General features: G+C 66.2%; 17 protein-coding genes and 1 pseudogene. 13 read left to right on the top strand and 5 right to left on the bottom strand.

Annotated features, from left to right (window positions below):
- The 8 genes from ADY01_RS05535 to ADY01_RS05510 form a co-directional block, all read left to right on the top strand.
- The coding region (locus tag ADY01_RS05535) for an aldehyde dehydrogenase family protein (protein WP_159000960.1) at positions 1–313 on the top strand (313 nt) is incomplete at its 5' end.
- A complete protein-coding gene (locus ADY01_RS38875) occupies positions 310–576 on the top strand; it encodes a hypothetical protein (RefSeq protein WP_159000958.1) in 267 nt (88 codons plus the stop codon). The genes ADY01_RS05535 and ADY01_RS38875, both read left to right, overlap by 4 nt.
- Before the next feature lie 342 nt (positions 577–918).
- The gene (locus ADY01_RS05530; RefSeq protein WP_049566442.1) at positions 919–1,149 is read left to right on the top strand and encodes a hypothetical protein; all 231 of its coding nucleotides are present in this window, start codon (positions 919–921) and stop codon (positions 1,147–1,149) included.
- Between the two features lie 14 nt (positions 1,150–1,163).
- Positions 1,164–1,502, top strand: coding sequence for a hypothetical protein (locus tag ADY01_RS05525; protein WP_159000956.1), 339 nt, complete (start codon positions 1,164–1,166; stop codon positions 1,500–1,502).
- 105 nt (positions 1,503–1,607) lie between these two features.
- Positions 1,608–2,528 carry a hypothetical protein gene (locus tag ADY01_RS05520; RefSeq protein ID WP_159000954.1) on the top strand — a complete coding sequence of 307 codons (921 nt, stop codon included), beginning with the start codon at positions 1,608–1,610 and terminating at the stop codon, positions 2,526–2,528.
- A gap of 678 nt (positions 2,529–3,206) precedes the next feature.
- A complete protein-coding gene (locus ADY01_RS38870; protein ID WP_159000952.1) occupies positions 3,207–3,353 on the top strand; it encodes a hypothetical protein in 147 nt (48 codons plus the stop codon).
- Between the two features lie 712 nt (positions 3,354–4,065).
- Positions 4,066–4,671 (top strand): dihydrofolate reductase family protein, encoded by a 606-nt coding sequence (locus tag ADY01_RS05515; RefSeq protein ID WP_049566431.1) that lies wholly within the window; start codon positions 4,066–4,068, stop codon positions 4,669–4,671.
- Between the two features lie 242 nt (positions 4,672–4,913).
- Complete coding sequence (locus ADY01_RS05510; protein WP_053170535.1) at positions 4,914–5,138, top strand: hypothetical protein; 225 nt, start codon at positions 4,914–4,916, stop codon at positions 5,136–5,138.
- 272 nt (positions 5,139–5,410) lie between these two features.
- On the opposite strand, the gene ADY01_RS05505 is transcribed toward ADY01_RS05510, so the two are convergent.
- The 3 genes from ADY01_RS05505 to ADY01_RS05495 all read right to left on the bottom strand — a co-directional run bounded on the left by ADY01_RS05505 (position 5,411) and on the right by ADY01_RS05495 (position 7,953).
- A complete protein-coding gene (locus ADY01_RS05505; protein WP_199826168.1) occupies positions 5,411–6,298 on the bottom strand; it encodes an aminoglycoside phosphotransferase family protein in 888 nt (295 codons plus the stop codon).
- 104 nt (positions 6,299–6,402) lie between these two features.
- Entirely contained in the window at positions 6,403–6,651 is a 249-nt protein-coding gene (locus ADY01_RS05500) for a hypothetical protein (RefSeq protein ID WP_049566427.1), read from the bottom strand.
- Positions 6,652–7,020: 369 nt separating this feature from the next.
- On the bottom strand, positions 7,021–7,953 hold the full coding sequence (locus ADY01_RS05495) for an aldo/keto reductase (protein WP_049566425.1): 933 nt from the start codon (positions 7,951–7,953) through the stop codon (positions 7,021–7,023).
- 178 nt (positions 7,954–8,131) lie between these two features.
- On the opposite strand from ADY01_RS05495, the pseudogene ADY01_RS41740 reads away from it, so the two are divergent.
- Together ADY01_RS41740 and ADY01_RS05490 are read left to right on the top strand one after the other, a co-directional pair.
- Positions 8,132–8,610, top strand: a pseudogene (locus tag ADY01_RS41740) (IS1634 family transposase); the annotation flags it as partial.
- 480 nt (positions 8,611–9,090) lie between these two features.
- The gene (locus tag ADY01_RS05490; protein WP_078900031.1) at positions 9,091–10,086 is read left to right on the top strand and encodes a ParB/RepB/Spo0J family partition protein; all 996 of its coding nucleotides are present in this window, start codon (positions 9,091–9,093) and stop codon (positions 10,084–10,086) included.
- Positions 10,087–10,110: 24 nt separating this feature from the next.
- Here ADY01_RS05490 and ADY01_RS05485 read toward each other — a convergent pair whose 3' ends face one another.
- A complete protein-coding gene (locus tag ADY01_RS05485; RefSeq protein ID WP_053170532.1) occupies positions 10,111–11,085 on the bottom strand; it encodes an ArsR/SmtB family transcription factor in 975 nt (324 codons plus the stop codon).
- A 748-nt stretch (positions 11,086–11,833) separates the two neighbouring features.
- Between ADY01_RS05485 and ADY01_RS36625 the strand changes: the two genes are divergently transcribed.
- From ADY01_RS36625 to ADY01_RS05475, 3 genes are read left to right on the top strand one after another with little or no spacing between them, the layout of a single operon-like run.
- Complete coding sequence (locus tag ADY01_RS36625) at positions 11,834–13,216, top strand: class I adenylate-forming enzyme family protein (protein WP_078900030.1); 1,383 nt, start codon at positions 11,834–11,836, stop codon at positions 13,214–13,216.
- 34 nt (positions 13,217–13,250) lie between these two features.
- Positions 13,251–14,468, top strand: a complete 1,218-nt coding sequence (locus ADY01_RS05480; protein WP_078900029.1) for a cytochrome P450 — start codon at positions 13,251–13,253, stop codon at positions 14,466–14,468.
- 20 nt (positions 14,469–14,488) lie between these two features.
- A complete protein-coding gene (locus ADY01_RS05475) occupies positions 14,489–15,985 on the top strand; it encodes a carboxylesterase/lipase family protein (protein WP_049566418.1) in 1,497 nt (498 codons plus the stop codon).
- 70 nt (positions 15,986–16,055) lie between these two features.
- Here ADY01_RS05475 and ADY01_RS39670 read toward each other — a convergent pair whose 3' ends face one another.
- Positions 16,056–16,322 carry a hypothetical protein gene (locus ADY01_RS39670; protein ID WP_234320076.1) on the bottom strand — a complete coding sequence of 89 codons (267 nt, stop codon included), beginning with the start codon at positions 16,320–16,322 and terminating at the stop codon, positions 16,056–16,058.
- Position 16,323 lies beyond the last annotated feature (1 nt).

Raw genomic sequence — 16,323 nt, 5'->3', positions numbered from 1 at the left:
CGCTCACGGAGGACCCCCGATGACCGCCGACGCCACCCTGCCCCCGCCCGGCCCCGCCACCCACGCGGAGCGCACCGGGGCCGGCCTGCGGCGGATCGACGCCCGCGTCCCCGACGGCGACGCCCTCACCGCCCACCGGGACATCGCCGACGAGGTGGTGGAGCGGCTCAGCGCCGAGTACCGCAAGCTACCGGTCGGCGACCCGTTCGAGGACGGCACCCTCGTCGGCCCGCTCATCTCCGTCCGCGCGGCGGAGGCGATGCGCGTGAGCCACGTAAATGTCGACCCATTCGGGGAGGTCACGCACCGATGAATGAGATTCCTTTCTATGAAGTCGTAGAAGTGTTGCAGACTGCAGACTCCGTCTCCTTGGGTGTCAGCGGTAATCGTGGGGTGGTTATCGGACTTTCAGCAGGAGAAAGCGAGGAAGTTTTCGCCGTGCTGATCGGTGACAGAACGTACATGCTTGGCCGGTCAAGTCTTATGCAGACGGGGGAGCGCGCAGATCCCGCGTCCATCTACGCCGGAGATGTGGTTCGGGTAACTCCGGAGCGCTATCCGGACGACGAGCGGTGAGTTTCATGGCGCAAGGGTGAGGGGTTGGTTCCGGAATGGGGGTCCCGGTATGCTGATCTTTTCATGCCGGTGGTGGCCTGGCGGAAATGAAGGATTCCTTCAGGCGATTATCGATTCAGATGGGTCATTCTGGCTTCTCGACGGGACGGGACGGGGGATGGCGATGAAGCGATTCCCGCCCTGGTCCGCAGCAGTCGTCACTGCTGTGGCTGGTGTGCTCGGCAACACTCACGATGGGCTCACCGGCCGCGAGATCGATTATCTGCTGGCCCAATCAAGAGTCCCGAATGCCGAAGGCTCCAGCAAGCTTGACCGGCTGACCCGAGCACTATCACGGCCGCGGTGGGCATCGACCAGGTCGTGATGGTGCCGTGGGCGCGGCGGTCGGCCGCGGTGTTCAGCGGCATGCAGCTGGGGCAGCTGCGCGGCTCCGGGTGGCGGCGTTCCGCGCTGCTGACGGTGGCCGAGGAGCTCACCCAGCGCGTGCTGCTTCTGATCTCGGGGGAGCCGAAGCCGTTCCTTCCGGGCGGCATCAAGGCCGTGGCGGAGGTGGCGACCCGGTCAGGGCGGTGACGGACCCGGCGGCCGTGCCGATGCAGGTGGCGCCCACACACGAGGCGTGGGTGGAGGCGGTCGCCGCGCGGGTGGCGGCCCGGCTCGCGCAGTACGCGCATGCCCGGGAGACGGCGGGCCTGCCGCCGGAGAACGAGAGCGGTCATCGGGAGAGCGCTGGGCGCCTGGTCGCGGATGAGCTGGAGAGGTTGGCCCGCGCGGAGCTCGCCGCCGGTCGCCCGACGCCCGAGGAGGCGGCGCTCGGCGCGCCTCAGAGGGCTCCGAAGCCGGATGTCCCGTGGTCGGCTGGCGGACGCGGCGGGCTTCCCAGGCCGGTGGGGCACGCGTCGTGCCGGGATGGCAACATTGTGTGACGGTGGCCGGTGACCGGTTGCGCCGTGCCGAGCACGTCCGTACGGATTTTGTTCCCTGCAACGGGACTTCCACGTGACGGCGCGGGTTGTGCCGAGAGGGAGGAAATGGAAGAAGAGAACAGGGCCAGCCGTCCGGGCCGCGGCAGGCACCGGTATATCGAACGTTCCGCTCGGCGGCGGGCCATCGATCGACGCCGTCTGATGCTCGCGCCATGGCCGTGGAGCACGATCGCCACAGCGGTTTTCACGCTGATTAGCGTCGCGCTCGCGTTCGCCCAATTCAATGACGACAAGTATGCCGACGGGGGGATACTGCCGCCCAGCTATGAGGAGAAGTTGCTCGAGGCCCGCGATCAGCTGTTTACCGGCACCGTCACTCACACCGATGCCGAGCGACTCGACCTTATTGTCGGCGAGTCACGGCAATTCAGTGTCGAAGTGAGCGGATCTTGGCGAGAGGCAGGCTCAAGTGAATCGGCCACGCCGGTCCCGGTCGGTGCTCAGATCGGGATCAAGTTCCACTGCACGGGAGAGGCGGTGACCTGCACCGCACTTTCATCCGAACGTCAGAACGTTCTCACCATGCATGACAGGTCGACCTGGCTGTGGGAGATCGACGCGAGAGAGAAGGGGGACGTCGGCCTTGCTCTCACCGTGACCGCGTATTTCCAGGACACGGACACCGTGCTATTCGAAAAGCCCATCACCTCTCACGTCTCAGTGGCAGCCGCGCCGGTCGAAAGAGGTTTGCTCTCGTGGGGCGTCGAACTGCTGGCGTGGGCCCGGAGCACGGTGCTGGAACTGGGGATGATCGCGGGCGCCCTGGCGGCGGTGTGGGCTCTGTGCGTCGCGGTGGCGAGTCGGCGCCACAGCGCCGATGGGATGCAGGAGGAGAACGGCCGAGCGGGAGTCCCCAGAGTTGCCCAGCTGCCGAGCCCAGCGCAGCCCGCGCAGTCGAGTTCGGGCGCCCCCCGGGCCCGTGAAGCCGGCCAAGAAGACGAGGGCGCGACAGACGGCACAGCGTAGACCCGGCAACTCGCCCGTGATGGTGCTCGGCAGGCCCAGCTGAGAGTTCTTTCCCCGATTTTCCGGCCGCTTCACGGTGCCGCCGCAGCTTCCCTGCGCGGCACCGGCGTTGACGGTGGTGCGAATGATGGTGGAGTACACGCCGTCGGGGGCACCGGTCCGGCCACTGGGTGCGAGGATACGGAAGGTCTCGGTGAAGACGGTGGATTTCTCGGGGGACAGGTCTGTTCGCGGGCAGGGGAGAAGTCGTCGGAATCGACATCTCCACCGAAGATTCCGAAAATCCCCAGGGTGGAGGCCGCCGTTCCCCGCTCCCGCTCCCGAGGAGCAGAAACGTCGAGTCGCTTGAGATGGTCTTCGTTGGCCGGCCGGTGTGCTGTCGTGTGAGAGCGAGGCGGCGGAGCGTGCGTTCGCCACTCGTAATGTCGCGCGGGCGCGGCGGGTGATGCGGCTGGGCTTCTCAGGGTTGCAGGCCACGGCTCGGCCGGAGTCGGTGGCGGTCCGGGCAGTTGCATCACCTTTTGACGCAGGACACCGGTCGGTCGTGGGGTGCGCGGAATGTCGCCGATCTGACGCGGCTGGCCTCTACCTATGCCAAGGAGATTCTGGGTATGGAGCCCGATCCGACGCGCGTGGGCGACTCCCCGGGGTCGGCTGGCAGAGTATCGGAGCGTCGCGTTGAGCGACGAAGCCCTCATCTTCTTCTGCGACCACGGCACCTCCGCCGGTCACCTGGCACTCGACGTGCATCAGCGTGAACTTCCCAACGAGCTGGAGGGTTACGCCACCTTCTGGCTCGGCAACGGCGCTGCGCACGGCGAATAAGAGATCGCGCGGGTAAGGATCGTCGTTTGCGAGCGTCGCATCCCTGTGATGCCTCGCAAGGCGCGGGTGCGAAGGCATGCTGGGCGCACGTCGAGCGCTCCGCAACGCAGTTTCGTGGGGTGTACTGGCGAAGCGCCCACGGGGCGGCGCGCGGCAGGTGAGACCTACGCGCGCGTTCTCCAAGGCGAATCACCGGTGCACAGGCCGACGACGTCGCTGCCGCGGAATGTAGGTCACACCCACGTCTCGGGGTCGCCACACCGGGCCACGCCGTACTCCCGTCGCGATGCGGCCCCGACCGTGGCGCGCGGCGACGGTGGGTGATCAGTCGTGTACGGCGGCTGTCGGCGAGGATCTCCTCCAACTGCTCCTTGACCGCCGGGACCTCCTTCACCAGGGCGATCTCTCGGCCGGCGTCGCGTCCGGACCGGTAGGCATGGCGGCATCCTTGCAGCGGCCACCGTCAGCGCCGGCTCGCATCAATGTGTTCGGCGACGGCCGGGAGTTGAGCGGGCGGAGCCGGCGGACCGGCACGGTCGGCGTCTCGACGTCTCTTCGACCAGCAGCGCTTGCCACGCTGCCTCCCGCTCCTCGGACGAGACGATCTGTCGGCCGCGGCGTCATGGGTTTCCTCGTCACCCCGCAGCGCGGCCGATGAGTTTGTGGCTCCCGGCCGGTCAAAGCTCGTGACACCCTGGGAAAGGACACCGTCATGTCGGAGCTTCTCGTCGACTTCATCACCTCCCTCGACGGCTATGCATCGGGAGAGGGTTGGCCCGGGTTCTGGGGCCTGGAGGGCCCGGAGTACCTCGCATGGCTCGGCGAGCAGCCCGAGGCCACCCACCTGATGGGAGCGAACACCTACCGCCTGATGTCGGGCTTCGCCGCCGGTGAGGTCCCGGATGGCCAGGACGAGTTCAGGCCCGAAGAAGAGGCGTCCGTCGACGAGCTCACGCAAGCGTCCAAGGTGGTGTTCTCCTCCTCACTCGAGGAGCCACTGACGTGGGCCAACTCCACGCTCGTCCGCGACGACGCCGTCGAGGCGGTCCGCGCCATGAAGTCGAGTGGCTCGGGGCTCCTCAGCACGATCGGCAGCCTGAGCCTGTGCCGGTCCCTGCTACGAGCCGGACTCGTCGACCGCTTCCGGGTCGTGATGTTCCCGGTGATCACCGGAGCCACGGGCGCGGAACGCATCTACGACGGCTACCCGGACGTCGCCCTCGAGATGATCGAGCACCGCACCTTCGACGGCCGCATCCAGCTGGTCGAGTACAAGCCCCGCGTGCTCGAGCACCCGCCGCTCGGCGCCCCCGCGTGACGTCGCCCCGTCCGCCGGTCTGGACCGCCGCCAGGCCGGCGGGCGCGGAGCAAGCCAGGGAAATAGCTGTGCTGAAGCCCGCGCATCGACGGGCCGGCCGGTGGCGGCCGTCATCACCGCATGGGCCTCTCCGATGGAGGGATCGTCGGTACGATCGACCTGTTCCCCCGAGCTACCTGCCTGTGACAGCTGCCTGTCGGACCTCCCCGGCATCGTCAGGGTCACATGAGGAGCGCGACGGCATGACCCTCCTCCACCACGCGATCGACATCGAACTCGACGCCGGCAACCGGCCGGACGTATCCCTGCACGTCGACACCACCGCGTTCCTGCCGGCCCGGGGAGCCGACCCCACGCGGAAGTCCCACCAGGGCCGCGGCCTGTCTGCCGAGCACATGGCCTTCGCCTCGGGGCACTGGCCGGCCATGGAACTCTTCGGAGCCTGGAAGCGGGAACGAGGCCAGTAGACCTCTCCTCAGCCGGCCTGCGCCCTCACGGGCGGGTCATTCCCGGCCGATCGCGAGAACGACGGGGCCCTGGCGTTCGACACGCCCGTCCCTCGTGAGCCGGCAGAACGGGGACCCTCCTGTTCCACCACGCGCCGCGCTCGCGCCCGCGCCCGCTGCTCGCAGAAGATGGCTCCGTCGATGGACGAACTCGCCGCTGCTGACGAGTCGATCGAGGCTCCCGGCGCCGACTGAGAGACCTTGGAGCCTCGCCGCGTGCTTCCTTGCCGCTCTCACGTGACCCTCGGCGACTTCTCCGGGCCGCCCAGTCGCTTGTTCATCGTGTCGAGTGTCGGCCAAGGAGGACCGTCGTGCAGCGCGTGCAGGAGTTCTTCTCCGAAAAGCCTCCCGTTCGGGAACTGGTCGTCACGGTCCCAGCGCCACGCCGCGACCATCGCGAGGACGAGCTGTCGGCACTCGTCCAGCAGCCCGTGGTCGATGTTCGGGTAGTGCTCGCAGACCGCCTCGGGCACATGGGCGAGGTCGAACTCGACGGGTCCACGGCAGCACGTCTCAAGGTCGATGAACAACGGGCCGTTCTCCGTGCTGAGCACGTTGCCTGGATGCGGCTCGCCGTGGAGCAGCTGCTCACCGGTGCCACGCTTCTCGATCGCTCTTCGCAGGCTTGCCAGTCTGCCGCCGAGGAAGACGCGGTCCGCGTCGGCGAGGTCCGGCGAGCGATCCGGGTCGGCAACGATCTCTTCCGCCTCCGTGATCCGGTCCGTGAACCGTGGGCTCGGCATATCGACCTTGCGCATGCCGACGTGCAGCAGTTCCAGCGCCTTCGCGCAGTCGACTGGTGAGACGTGGGGTGTCATGGGCTCGTAGTAGGTCCACAGCGTCACGGTGAAGCCATCGCGCGTGTACACACGCGGGTCCGCCCGAGGCTCCAGGGGACACACCGGGGATCCGACCTCGGCGAGCCGCTGAGCGAGCTCGACTTCGAACTGTGCGACCTCTTGTCCCACAGGGGCGACCCGGGCGAAGACGTCGCATGGCGTCAGCCGCAGTGCCAGCTTGTTCGAGTTGTGGAGCACGATGGCGCCGCTGACCGGCAGGCCGAGCGATGCGGCGACCGAAGTCGCAGCCGCCCTCGCACGTGTAACGTCGGACATCTCCATGCTCAGAACCTGGCACACCGGCCGCCGGTAGTCTCCTCGATTTCCGCGTCGGGCGCGGGTCGGCTGGTGCGAGGACGTCCGTCCCCGCGTGACGTGCAGACGATCTACGCTGCCTCTTGCCGGTCCTGCTGCTCCAGGGCTCCGTCGTTCTCGCGATCGGCCGGGAATGACCACGTGAGCCCGGGAGTCGCTCGTGGCCGCCGGGCCATGTCCCACCCGTGACGGCGCAGGCTCTCGGCGATGTTGTCCCGCCCGGCCAGGCGGAGCGCGCCGCCGAGTCGGGGCATCAGGCCCACACCGGCCATGTCGGGACCGACCGCGAGAACGACCCAACCCTGGTGTCCCGTGGTCATGGTGAGCCGGCACCTCCACAAGCCGGTGACGAGGCCATCACGCGCCTGGGGCAGGGGGCAGGGGGCAGGGGCAGGCAAGGCTCAGGCTCTGGCTCACAGCACCACCGGGTGACACGGCCGTGGCGGGGCCCGGACCTCGGTGGTCCGGACCCCGCCACGGCCGCTCAAGGAGCGGAGATCGCCTCAGGAGTGCCCGCCCACGACCGCCTCGTGACAGAGCAAGGTGTACGTCAGTGACGTTGGCGTTGCGGCTCTTGCTCAGGGAGTTCGCCAGCCGTGACGAGGTCCATGAGACTCGACCACGCCGCGGCCACACACTGGGTGGCGGCTGGCGAGGATGCCTCGCGACGACGGGCCGCGTGGCGGGCGTCAGTCCTCCAGCGTTGACGGAGGCGTGCCCAGGGCGGCCAGCGCCGGCCAGAACTCGTCGGGGATGGTGGTGGCCTGGAGCTCTTCCAGCTGGGCCAGCCGCTCGGGGCGGCCGACGCCCACGATCGTCGAGGCGATGCCCGGGTGGCGCAGCGAGAACCGCAGCGCCGCGGCGTGCAGCGGGATGCCCCACCGCTCGCACAGCTCGCGGGCACGCGCCACCCACGCGAGGAGCTCCGGCCCCGCTTGGGTGTAGGCGTACGTCTCGCTCCTGCCGGCGAGGAGGCCGCCGCCGAAGGGCGCGGCGTTGAAGACACCCATGTCGCGTTCGGCCGCCAGGTCGATCAGCTCCTCACCCCGGCGGTCCACGAGCGTGTATCGGTTGTGGGTCAGCAGGACATCGAACGCGCCGCTCTCGGCGTACCGACGCATCAGGGAGACGGGGCCCGCGGCGATGCCGAGGGCCCCGGCCAGCCCCTGGTCGCGCAGCTCCATCAGCCCCTGTATGGCCCCGCCGGGTGCGAACGCCTCCTCGAACTCGATGGTGTAGGGGTCGTGGAGGTGGAGCAGCGGCAGGCGCTCAAGCCCCAGTCGCGCGATGCTCTCCTCGAACGACCGCCAGACACGGTCGCGGTCCAGCGCGCCCGTTTCCGGGTCGGCGTCGACCTTGGTGACGATCGCTTTGCCGGCGGGAAGCCCGTCGCGCCGGACGGCGGATCCGAGGACGGTCTCGCTGCGGCCTTGGGTGTAGTTGTTCGAGGTGTCGATCATGGCGAGCGGGCTCGCGAACATCGCCCGCGCCAGGGCTTCGGCCGTCTCGGCCGGTGTCCCGTCGGGACGCGGGGGGTTGCCCAGGAGGGAGGCGCCGACACTGACGGCTGTCACGCGCAGCGAGGTCCCCGGCACGATCCGCTCGTCGACCAACTCGTCCATGGCTCTTCGAACCTCCGCTCACTCGCCTACGCGTACCCGTCGATACGCCTTCCCGCACCGGACACTAGCAGCGACGCCGTCACGCGAACGGTGTTGCTGACGGCGGCCGGCGGGCCGGGCTTCCTCCGCGGTGAACCCGACCTTCGGGCCTGCGCCCTGTCGTGTCCGCGCGAAGACGGTGGCCACCGTGGGCCGGAAGGACGGCTGCGTCGTGCGGTACGTCCAACTCGCCGACAACCGGCGGGTGGACAGGCAGACGCGGGCCGAGGTGCTGGTCAACCTGGCGGCCGCGAGGACCGGCTCGATCTGGACTCGCTGCGACGCCTGGCCGCCTCGGTCAACCGCTACCCGTCACCGCACCGCTGGGCGCCGAGGCCGGCACGCCGCAGGTGGAATGCTCCCGCCCGATCGGCACGGTCTGGCTGCTGGACCAGCTATGGAAGCGGAAGCCGCTCGGCATCGACACCGCGCTCGCCCAGACCCTGGACGGACGCCGGTTCCGCACCGACATCGAGCGGGTGCTGTTCGCCCTGGTCGCCAACCGCGCCATCGCCCCCGGTTCGAAACCCGCCGCGGGCGAGTGGATCCAGTCGCGATGTGGTCGTGCCCGGCCCGCCCGAACTCGACGGCAACAACCAGGCACTGCGCGCGATGGAATCGAGGCCGCCCGCGACCAGACCCGGCGAGAAGAGCAACTCGCCGCCATCACCGACGAACCGGCCCCGACCGCGGCCGCGTCCACGAGCGGAGCGATCCGGGGGCGACAGCCGCCAGCAGGACCCAGACCGTTGCGTTTCCGTCGACGGGCACCTTACAAGGTCTTTCGATCCAGATCGAAAGACCTTGTTGATCGGTCGAAGGTCCAGCAGCATGTCGCTGTGACGGGGATCACCTTTCGTCGGGACGCATTCGGAACTATTGGAACTATTCGGCAGCTAGTGGCTGCGGCAACTCCCAAGCAACGTGCGCCTCTGTGACGTGAGCATCTGGCGATGCCGGCGTCATGCCCTCTTTCAGATCAATGGCGGCCATTGGCCCTCTATCACGAACCGTACTCCCCGCAAGCGGTGTCCGGAATCGATTGTGCTAGGACCGCGACCAACCGACATGCTCTGAACGTGAAGGAGAATTGTTCGCATGAAATCGACCGGGGCGGCACTGATAGAATTCGTTGCAAGACTAGTCGATATGCCTGTCGTTCGTGTCGCGTTGGACGAATTGTCGCTGGACGATTCGCTGCGGACCGGGCGGCGGAACATGGAGCATGTCCAGGTTCTGGCCGGTGTCGTCTCGGCTCTTCCCCCTGTGGTCGTTCATCGCGACAGCATGCGGGTGATCGATGGGGTTCACCGTGTCCACGCCCACCGGTCCTGCGGGGAGACCCACATAGCCACACGATTTTTCGACGGTAGATGGGAGGACGCCTTCCTCCTCGCGGTCAGCTTGAACGTGCGGCATGGGATGCCGCTTTCGCTCGCCGACCGGCATACCGCCGCGCTGCGGATTCTTTCGACTCATGCTTCTTGGTCGGATCGTTCGATCGCGAGCATTACAGGGCTCAGTGGCAAGACGGTGGCGGCGCTCCGAACGCGTTCGACTGAGGAGATTCCGCAGTCGAACATTCGGATGGGCCGGGACGGTCGTGTTCGACCGCTGACTTCAACGACCGGGCGGCTGAAAGCGAGTCAGATCCTTACCGAGCGGCCCGACACCACGTTGCGGGAGGTCGCGCGGGAGGCGGGCATTTCCCTTGGGACAGCCCATGACGTGCGGAGTCGTATGAGGAAGGGCATGGATCCCGTCGAGCTGAGAAAGGCCAGGACCGGTGATGCCAATCATGTCATGGCCGTCAGGAGCACTGACCACCGTTGCGAGAGTCGCAGCTTTGAGACGGCGCGTGCGCTCTTTCATCGAATGAGCCAGGAACCCAATCTGAGGTACAACTCTCAGGGACGGTTGCTCCTCCAGATACTTCAACTTTCCATGCGGCAGCGCGATGAATGGCTTGACATCATAGGATCGGTGCCGCCGCACTGGAAGCACACCTTCTCGGAGTTGGCACGGTTCTGTGCTGACGAGTGGATGTCCGTTGCCGAGGAGGCCGAGCGCAATGGCCTCGACCTAGTGCATTAGGCGGAGAAGTTTCCATGCCATCGCTCAGTGGTCTCTGCCGCGTAGCAGGGTGATGCCTAATTGGGTGGTCGTGTGCAGCATCACGTTGGCGTATCGCCGACTGGTGATCAGGTCGGCGGCGCGCAATACCGAGGCGTGGTAGCTCACGGTGCTGGGGGACATGTTGAGCAACCTTGCCAAACCGGTGGTCGACCTGCCGGGCCGCGCCGCGATGAGCATCGCGACACGGGTCGGCCTCAGCAGGGCGGACAGGCCACCGTGGGCCCGGTCGGGGGGGAACCCGGCCTGGGGGATCGGGTAGACCAGCACGGGCGGAAGCGTCGTATCGGCGAGTGTGATGGGGTAGGTCGAGCAGAAGAAGGATGGCACCAGCATCAGTCCTCGACCGTCTAGGTGGAGACTCCGATCGACGGGGTAGCGGACCTCCAGCACGGGCCGCCGCCAGGATGATTGCGGTGACAGGGTCTCCAGCAGGCGTTCGGGTCCGCCGTCGAGAAGAATCTGACCACGGGCCATCCGGTCCAAGTCCACCTGTTCCCTGATATCTTTCCAATAGGGAGCCAAAGCCACCTGATGGTAGTCTCGCAACGCCGATCCCAACACACGCAGCTGTTCTGGCTTTCCTGCTGCCAGCTCGTCGCTCCACGTGGGCAGCCGGCTTATCGAGGACAGTTGCTGCAGCTCTCGTCGCAAGCGTGATGGTGGCGTGGACATGACCGCATCGATGCCTGCGGCCAGGTTCCCAATCGTCTCCGACGGTGTGAGGAAGTCGGGGCGATAGCTGGCGATCGGAGTCAGCGGTAAGAGATGTGCGAGCAGCCCAGGGTTGCGGTGCTTGCCGATGCGTCCTCGTATCTCGCGGCTCCACTTCTGGAACACCCGAGGGCAGTGCCGAGCCTGTAGGGTATGCAGGCTCAACACGATCTCCCACAGCGGATCGGCTGACGCCGCAACGCGTGTGCGGATCAGGTCCTCGGCGGTGAAGTGGATCCTTAGCATGGCACGGAGCTCCGGGAGATGATCACAGGAGTGGAACCGTCGCTGGGAGAAGCCTCACCACAAGATCGCTTTGGTGACCGCAGGCTCCGCATGGCTCGCATTCTGTCAGGTTGGACGCCTCGTGTGAACTGATCCGCTTCGCCGCGAGGGCCGCCCATTTCGGTGGGAACGAGGCGTCGCGTGACCGGGGCGGATTTCCGCTCCGGACATCCGAGGTGGAACCTGGCCATGCCGGAGATGACACGCAAGTTCTGGAGAAGGCGGGCGTACTGGAGCACGCAACTGCTGTGCGTAGGCTTCGGCCGGTGCCCAGACCCGCGGTTGGCGTGTTCACCCCCCCGGCGACAGGATTGGTCGCCAGGACCGCCGCGACATCAGGAATCGATCAGTCTCGTCGAGTTGGCCATGTTCAAAATAGAGCGTTGGACGGTGTTGCTGGTACCCGTCGGCGGTTCCTAAACTGTAGGAACGACTCCAGGGATCGCCCGCACGCCCGAGACATAGAGAACCTAGTGGATGGATGATGGCGCTGTGGCGGGCGTGAGGTGTCGGAATTTGAGGGGGAAACAGCCCGGCGAGCTCGCGTCCATGGCGACCTACAGCTTTCAGAACGGCAAGCTGATGACGGCGGGTCCGGACCTCAGCTTCGAGAGCCCAGCAGAATTCACTGCTTTCGTGCATGGACGGGACGGTGCGGTTGTCGTGCACGGCCCAGGGTATCGTTTCGCTATGGGAAGGGTAGTAGAGAATGGCCGCGACAGTCGAGCGAGTCCTTGCTGACAACCCGAGAGCCAGGCTCATCGTCGACGGCATTTCATGGTCGTCCGAAGATCTGCTGCGCGCAGGTGAGCAGCTGGCCGATTACATCTCCAGGAAATTCAACGGGTTGCAGATACTGACGATCTCCAGCGCGAACGGCGCTCTGATCACGGTCGCCATAACGGCTTGCAGTCACCTGCGCGTGCCCGTACTTCTACTCGATCCTGATGCCACCAGTACGGGCTTCGGAGCTGCCGAGGACGTACTGATAAGTGACCGTCAATTTCCGGACTGCGGCCCATCCGTCACGGTTGATGAACGCCTTGAGTGTTACTTGGCGAGGCGCGCGAGTGGTGGCAGTTGCTCGCTGCCGAGTGATGCGATTCTATTCCAAACCTCTGGTTCGACAGCTGCGCCTCGGGCAGTGGTGAAGTCGGCCGCAGCCGTCCTTCGCGACAGTGCTCGGATTGCCGATTATCTGCACGGTGACATCGCTCCCGCCAAAGTTGTCTGCGCTGCACCGGTCTTTCATTCCTATGGATTCACGCACGGCTTGCTGGCCAGTCTGCTCGCCGACGGGGAGGTTGTTTTTCGGCGTCCGTCTTCATCGCCTTCGTCGCTCGCGAGGGCGGTAGTGCAATCGGGTGCGAGTACGTTGATCGCTCTTCCGACGCAGATTCAGATGATCGCCGAACTCCGAGCGCTGGACTTTGCGGAGCTGAAGCAAGTCGTATCGGCTGGCGCCCCCATTCGTGCGGATGCCGTGTCACGCGTCTGCCAGGATTACGATTTCCGCCTGCTCAACGTATACGGAGCGTCAGAGGTCGGATCGTGTACAGTCGCGGCCTTGCACGAGACGTCGGCGCCGGGCAGTGTCGGAGTACCGCTGGACGGAGTGGATATTCTGATCGACCCTGCGGATGGTGAGCTCCTTGTTCGAAATGACGCCTTCGCCGTCGGCTATTTCGCCGATGCGGAGATTCGCGCCCTGCCAACCGAGGACGGATGGTACCGGACAGGTGATCTCGCGGAGCGCGGTGAGGAAGGATTGCGCATATCAGGACGACGTGGCGATCTGATCAATGTCGCGGGGCGCAAGACGCGCCGGTCGCGTCTGGAATGCATTCTTGCGGAGCATCCAGATGTGCTTGAGGTCCAGGTTGTCACCGCGGAGGATGAGTTCCGAGGCGAGGTCCCTGTGGCGCGAGTCGTCGTCAGGCCAGGGCACGCACGGCCTGACCTCATTGATTGGAGCCGAAGCAGGCTTGCCCCGTTTGAGGTGCCACGCGAGGTCGAGTGGCTGGATCGGCTGCCACGGTCTGCAACAGGCAAGCTCATATATGCGGCACATGCTACCGAGATTGAGCATTGATCGCTGGTGAATACATGATCCAGGAGGGTCGGCCATGTCCCGTGGTGATGGAGAGGCAGGCATGTCGGCGGCGAATGCGGAGAATGGGGTCGTCGATCTGTACGAGATCCGGGAGGATTTCTATGACGACCCTCATGCTGTCATGATGTCCCTGCAAGAATCCGGCCCCGTGCACCGAGTGCGTCTGCCGAACGATCTGGATGCCTGGCTCGTCGTCGACGCCGAAGCGATCCGGGACGTTCTTGCGGAGCCCACCTTGGTCAGTGGCCCACGTTTTCTCGGAGTCTCGCAGGAGGACCAGGGCGGCAGTTCTACGCTTGGCATGCTGACGTGCGATGAGCCGCGTCACGGACAGCTGCGGAGGTTGGTTTCCAGCGCCTTCAAGCCGCGCGAAATTGCTCGGCTCGAACCACGCATTGAGGCCATTGCCAATGATCTCCTCAATCGCCTGAACGAGGGGGACGAGGTTGATCTGGTTGAGACGTTCGCCTACCGGCTGACCCTCGAAATGATCATCGAGATCCTTGGCGTGCCATTGGTCGACCGCGTCGCGTTCCGCAAGTGGACGAACGAGACGGTGGTGGACGGCGATGATTCGGCGGCGATCCTCGCGGCTCGCAAGCACCTTGAGAGCGTACTGCGGAAGACCCTGCAAGAAGGTGATGGCAGCAGCCTCATCGAGCGAATCGCGAATGCGGACGGCACTGACGAGGCGCCTGCCATGTGCTTCGATGAGCTTGTGTCAATGGCCTACCTGCTGCTGATCGCCGGCCACGAAAGTGCTACCAACCTGATAGCGAATACGGTGGTGACGGTCCTCGGTTCGGAGGAGCTGGCTGACCGAGTTCGCACCGAGAGCGTGTCGTTCGAAAGTCTTGTTGAGGAGTCGTTGCGTTTCGATCCGCCTTTGATGCTCTCAACCAGCAGAATTACCACCTGCCCGGTGTCGGTCGGCGGACAGACGATACCGGGAGGAGGTGAGCGAGTGTTCCTTGCGTGGCTTGCTGCGGAGCGGGACCCGTCGGTAGTGACCGACTCGAACGAGTTCGATCCACAACGTCAACGCAGTCGCACCCTGGCCTTCGGTGGTGGTGGTCACTATTGTCTTGGCGCAAATCTGGCGCGTCTTGAGGCCACCGTGGCACTTCGTTCGCTTTTCAGGCGCTTTCCGTCCATACAGTTGGCAGGGCCGCCTCAACGGTGGCGCAGCACGGTAACGCGAGGCATAGAGAGCCTCTTCGTTCGCCTATAGATGTCTGGCAGAATGTACGGATGAATGATCAGCCGCGCGCTCGCATTGCCACCGGAGTTGTCGAAGGCGAACTGATGGATGGGATCGCGGTGTTTCGGGGTATTCCGTTCGCCGCCCCACCGGTCGGTGCGAACCGGTTCACCGAACCCCGTCCGGCACGGTCATGGGACGGCGTGCGCACACTCGCCGAGTTCGGTTCGGTGCCACCTCAGCATGGACGGGACTCGAAGGACGACGACTGGTTGAACCTGGCGGTGTGGACACCGGATCCCGGCGCGGGCCGGCTGCCGGTGATCGTGTGGATCAGCGGTGGTGCCTACTTGCAGTGCTCTACCGCGAATCCGTACCACGACGGTCGGATCCTGGCGGCCAGTGGCGTGGTGGTCGTCAGCATGAACTACCGCGTCGGCGCTGAAGGGTGGGCCCACATTCCCGGCTACCCGGATAATCGAGGGCTGCTCGACCAGGTCGCCGCGTTGCGGTGGGTGAAGGACAATGTCGCCGCGTTCGGGGGTGACCCGGACAACGTCACGGTATTCGGCCAGTCGTCCGGAGCCGGGTCGGTCGCCGCTCTGTTGGTGATGCCGCGGGCGGTCGGGCTGTTCGACCGTGCCATCATGCAGAGCCTGCCCGGCACGTACTTCACGCCGGAGCTTGCTGCCCAGGTGACACGCTGCGTCGTTGCCGAACTCGGCCCCGACCTCGACGCGGAGAGGCTTGTCGAGGTCGGCCCGCGGCGGCTGATGGCCGCGGTTACCGAGATGAGCGAACGGCTGCTGCCCACGATGGGCGTCCACTGGGGCCCTGTCGCCTACACCCCGACCCCGTTCTCCCCTGTCGTGGACGGTGAGATCCTGCCCGTCACACCGTGGGAAGGACTGGCCGCGGGCTCGGCGGCGCATCGGGTGCCGATACTTCTCGGCCATGTCCGCGACGAAGGTCGGCTCCTCGCCACACAGGGCGGACCCGCCGACGACGGCGCGGCGGACCAGATGATCGGCAGTCTCGCGCCGACGGTGCAGGCGCACCGCTACCACGCTGACTTCCCGGGACTGGCCGCGGCGGAGTTGTGGGAGGTCGCGCTGGGGGACTGGTTACTGCGGATGCCGACGCTGCACCTGGCCGAAGCCGCCCGCGCCGGTGGGGCGCAGGTGTGGTTCTCCGAGCTGTGCTGGGGCTACGGGCCCGAGGGCGCCTGGCACACCCTGGATGCATTGCTGGTCTTTGGCTCTGCCGACATCTTCGGAGAGGTCACAGAGGCCGGTCCGAAGGCCGTTCAACGGCACCATGCGCTTTCGGAATTGATGCGAAGGGAGTACGTCGCCTTCGCTGCGACCGGCGATCCGGGCTGGCCTCGCTTCGACCCGAGCGACCGCGCCACGCGAATCTACGCCACCTCACCATCGGTAGCGGCCTACCCCGAACAAAAGTCTCGCGCAATATGGCGCAATCACCGCTTCACTGCCATGAAGCCGCTCACGGGTCGTGAACCGATGGAGCATGGTCGTCGGCGATGAACCGGTCGAACCGTTCCATCGCCCCCCCCCCCGGCTACCGGGGGATCGTGGTGCCCAGCCGCGGGACAGCTCACGCCGACTGGTGAAGCGGCTCGATGATGTCGATGCTCCGGACCGCCTCGGTGCCGGCGACACCGGCCTGCGCCGGATCAGCGAGGAACGTGGGCACCAGATCAAGCCGGCGGCGGTACTGCGCCCCGCGCTCCTCCGGCTCCACCTCGACCGATTCGGTCTTGCCGTCGGGGTGCACCACCAACGACGAGCCACCCACCCCGTTCGCGCTGAGGCCGAAGGTACACGTCGACTCGGCGCGGCCGACGGCACCGTCGAGCACCACG

Source organism: Streptomyces sp. SBT349 (genome assembly GCF_001083795.1).
GTDB lineage: Bacteria > Actinomycetota > Actinomycetes > Streptomycetales > Streptomycetaceae > Streptomyces.
This window is presented reverse-complemented; position numbering and strand designations above follow the sequence as displayed.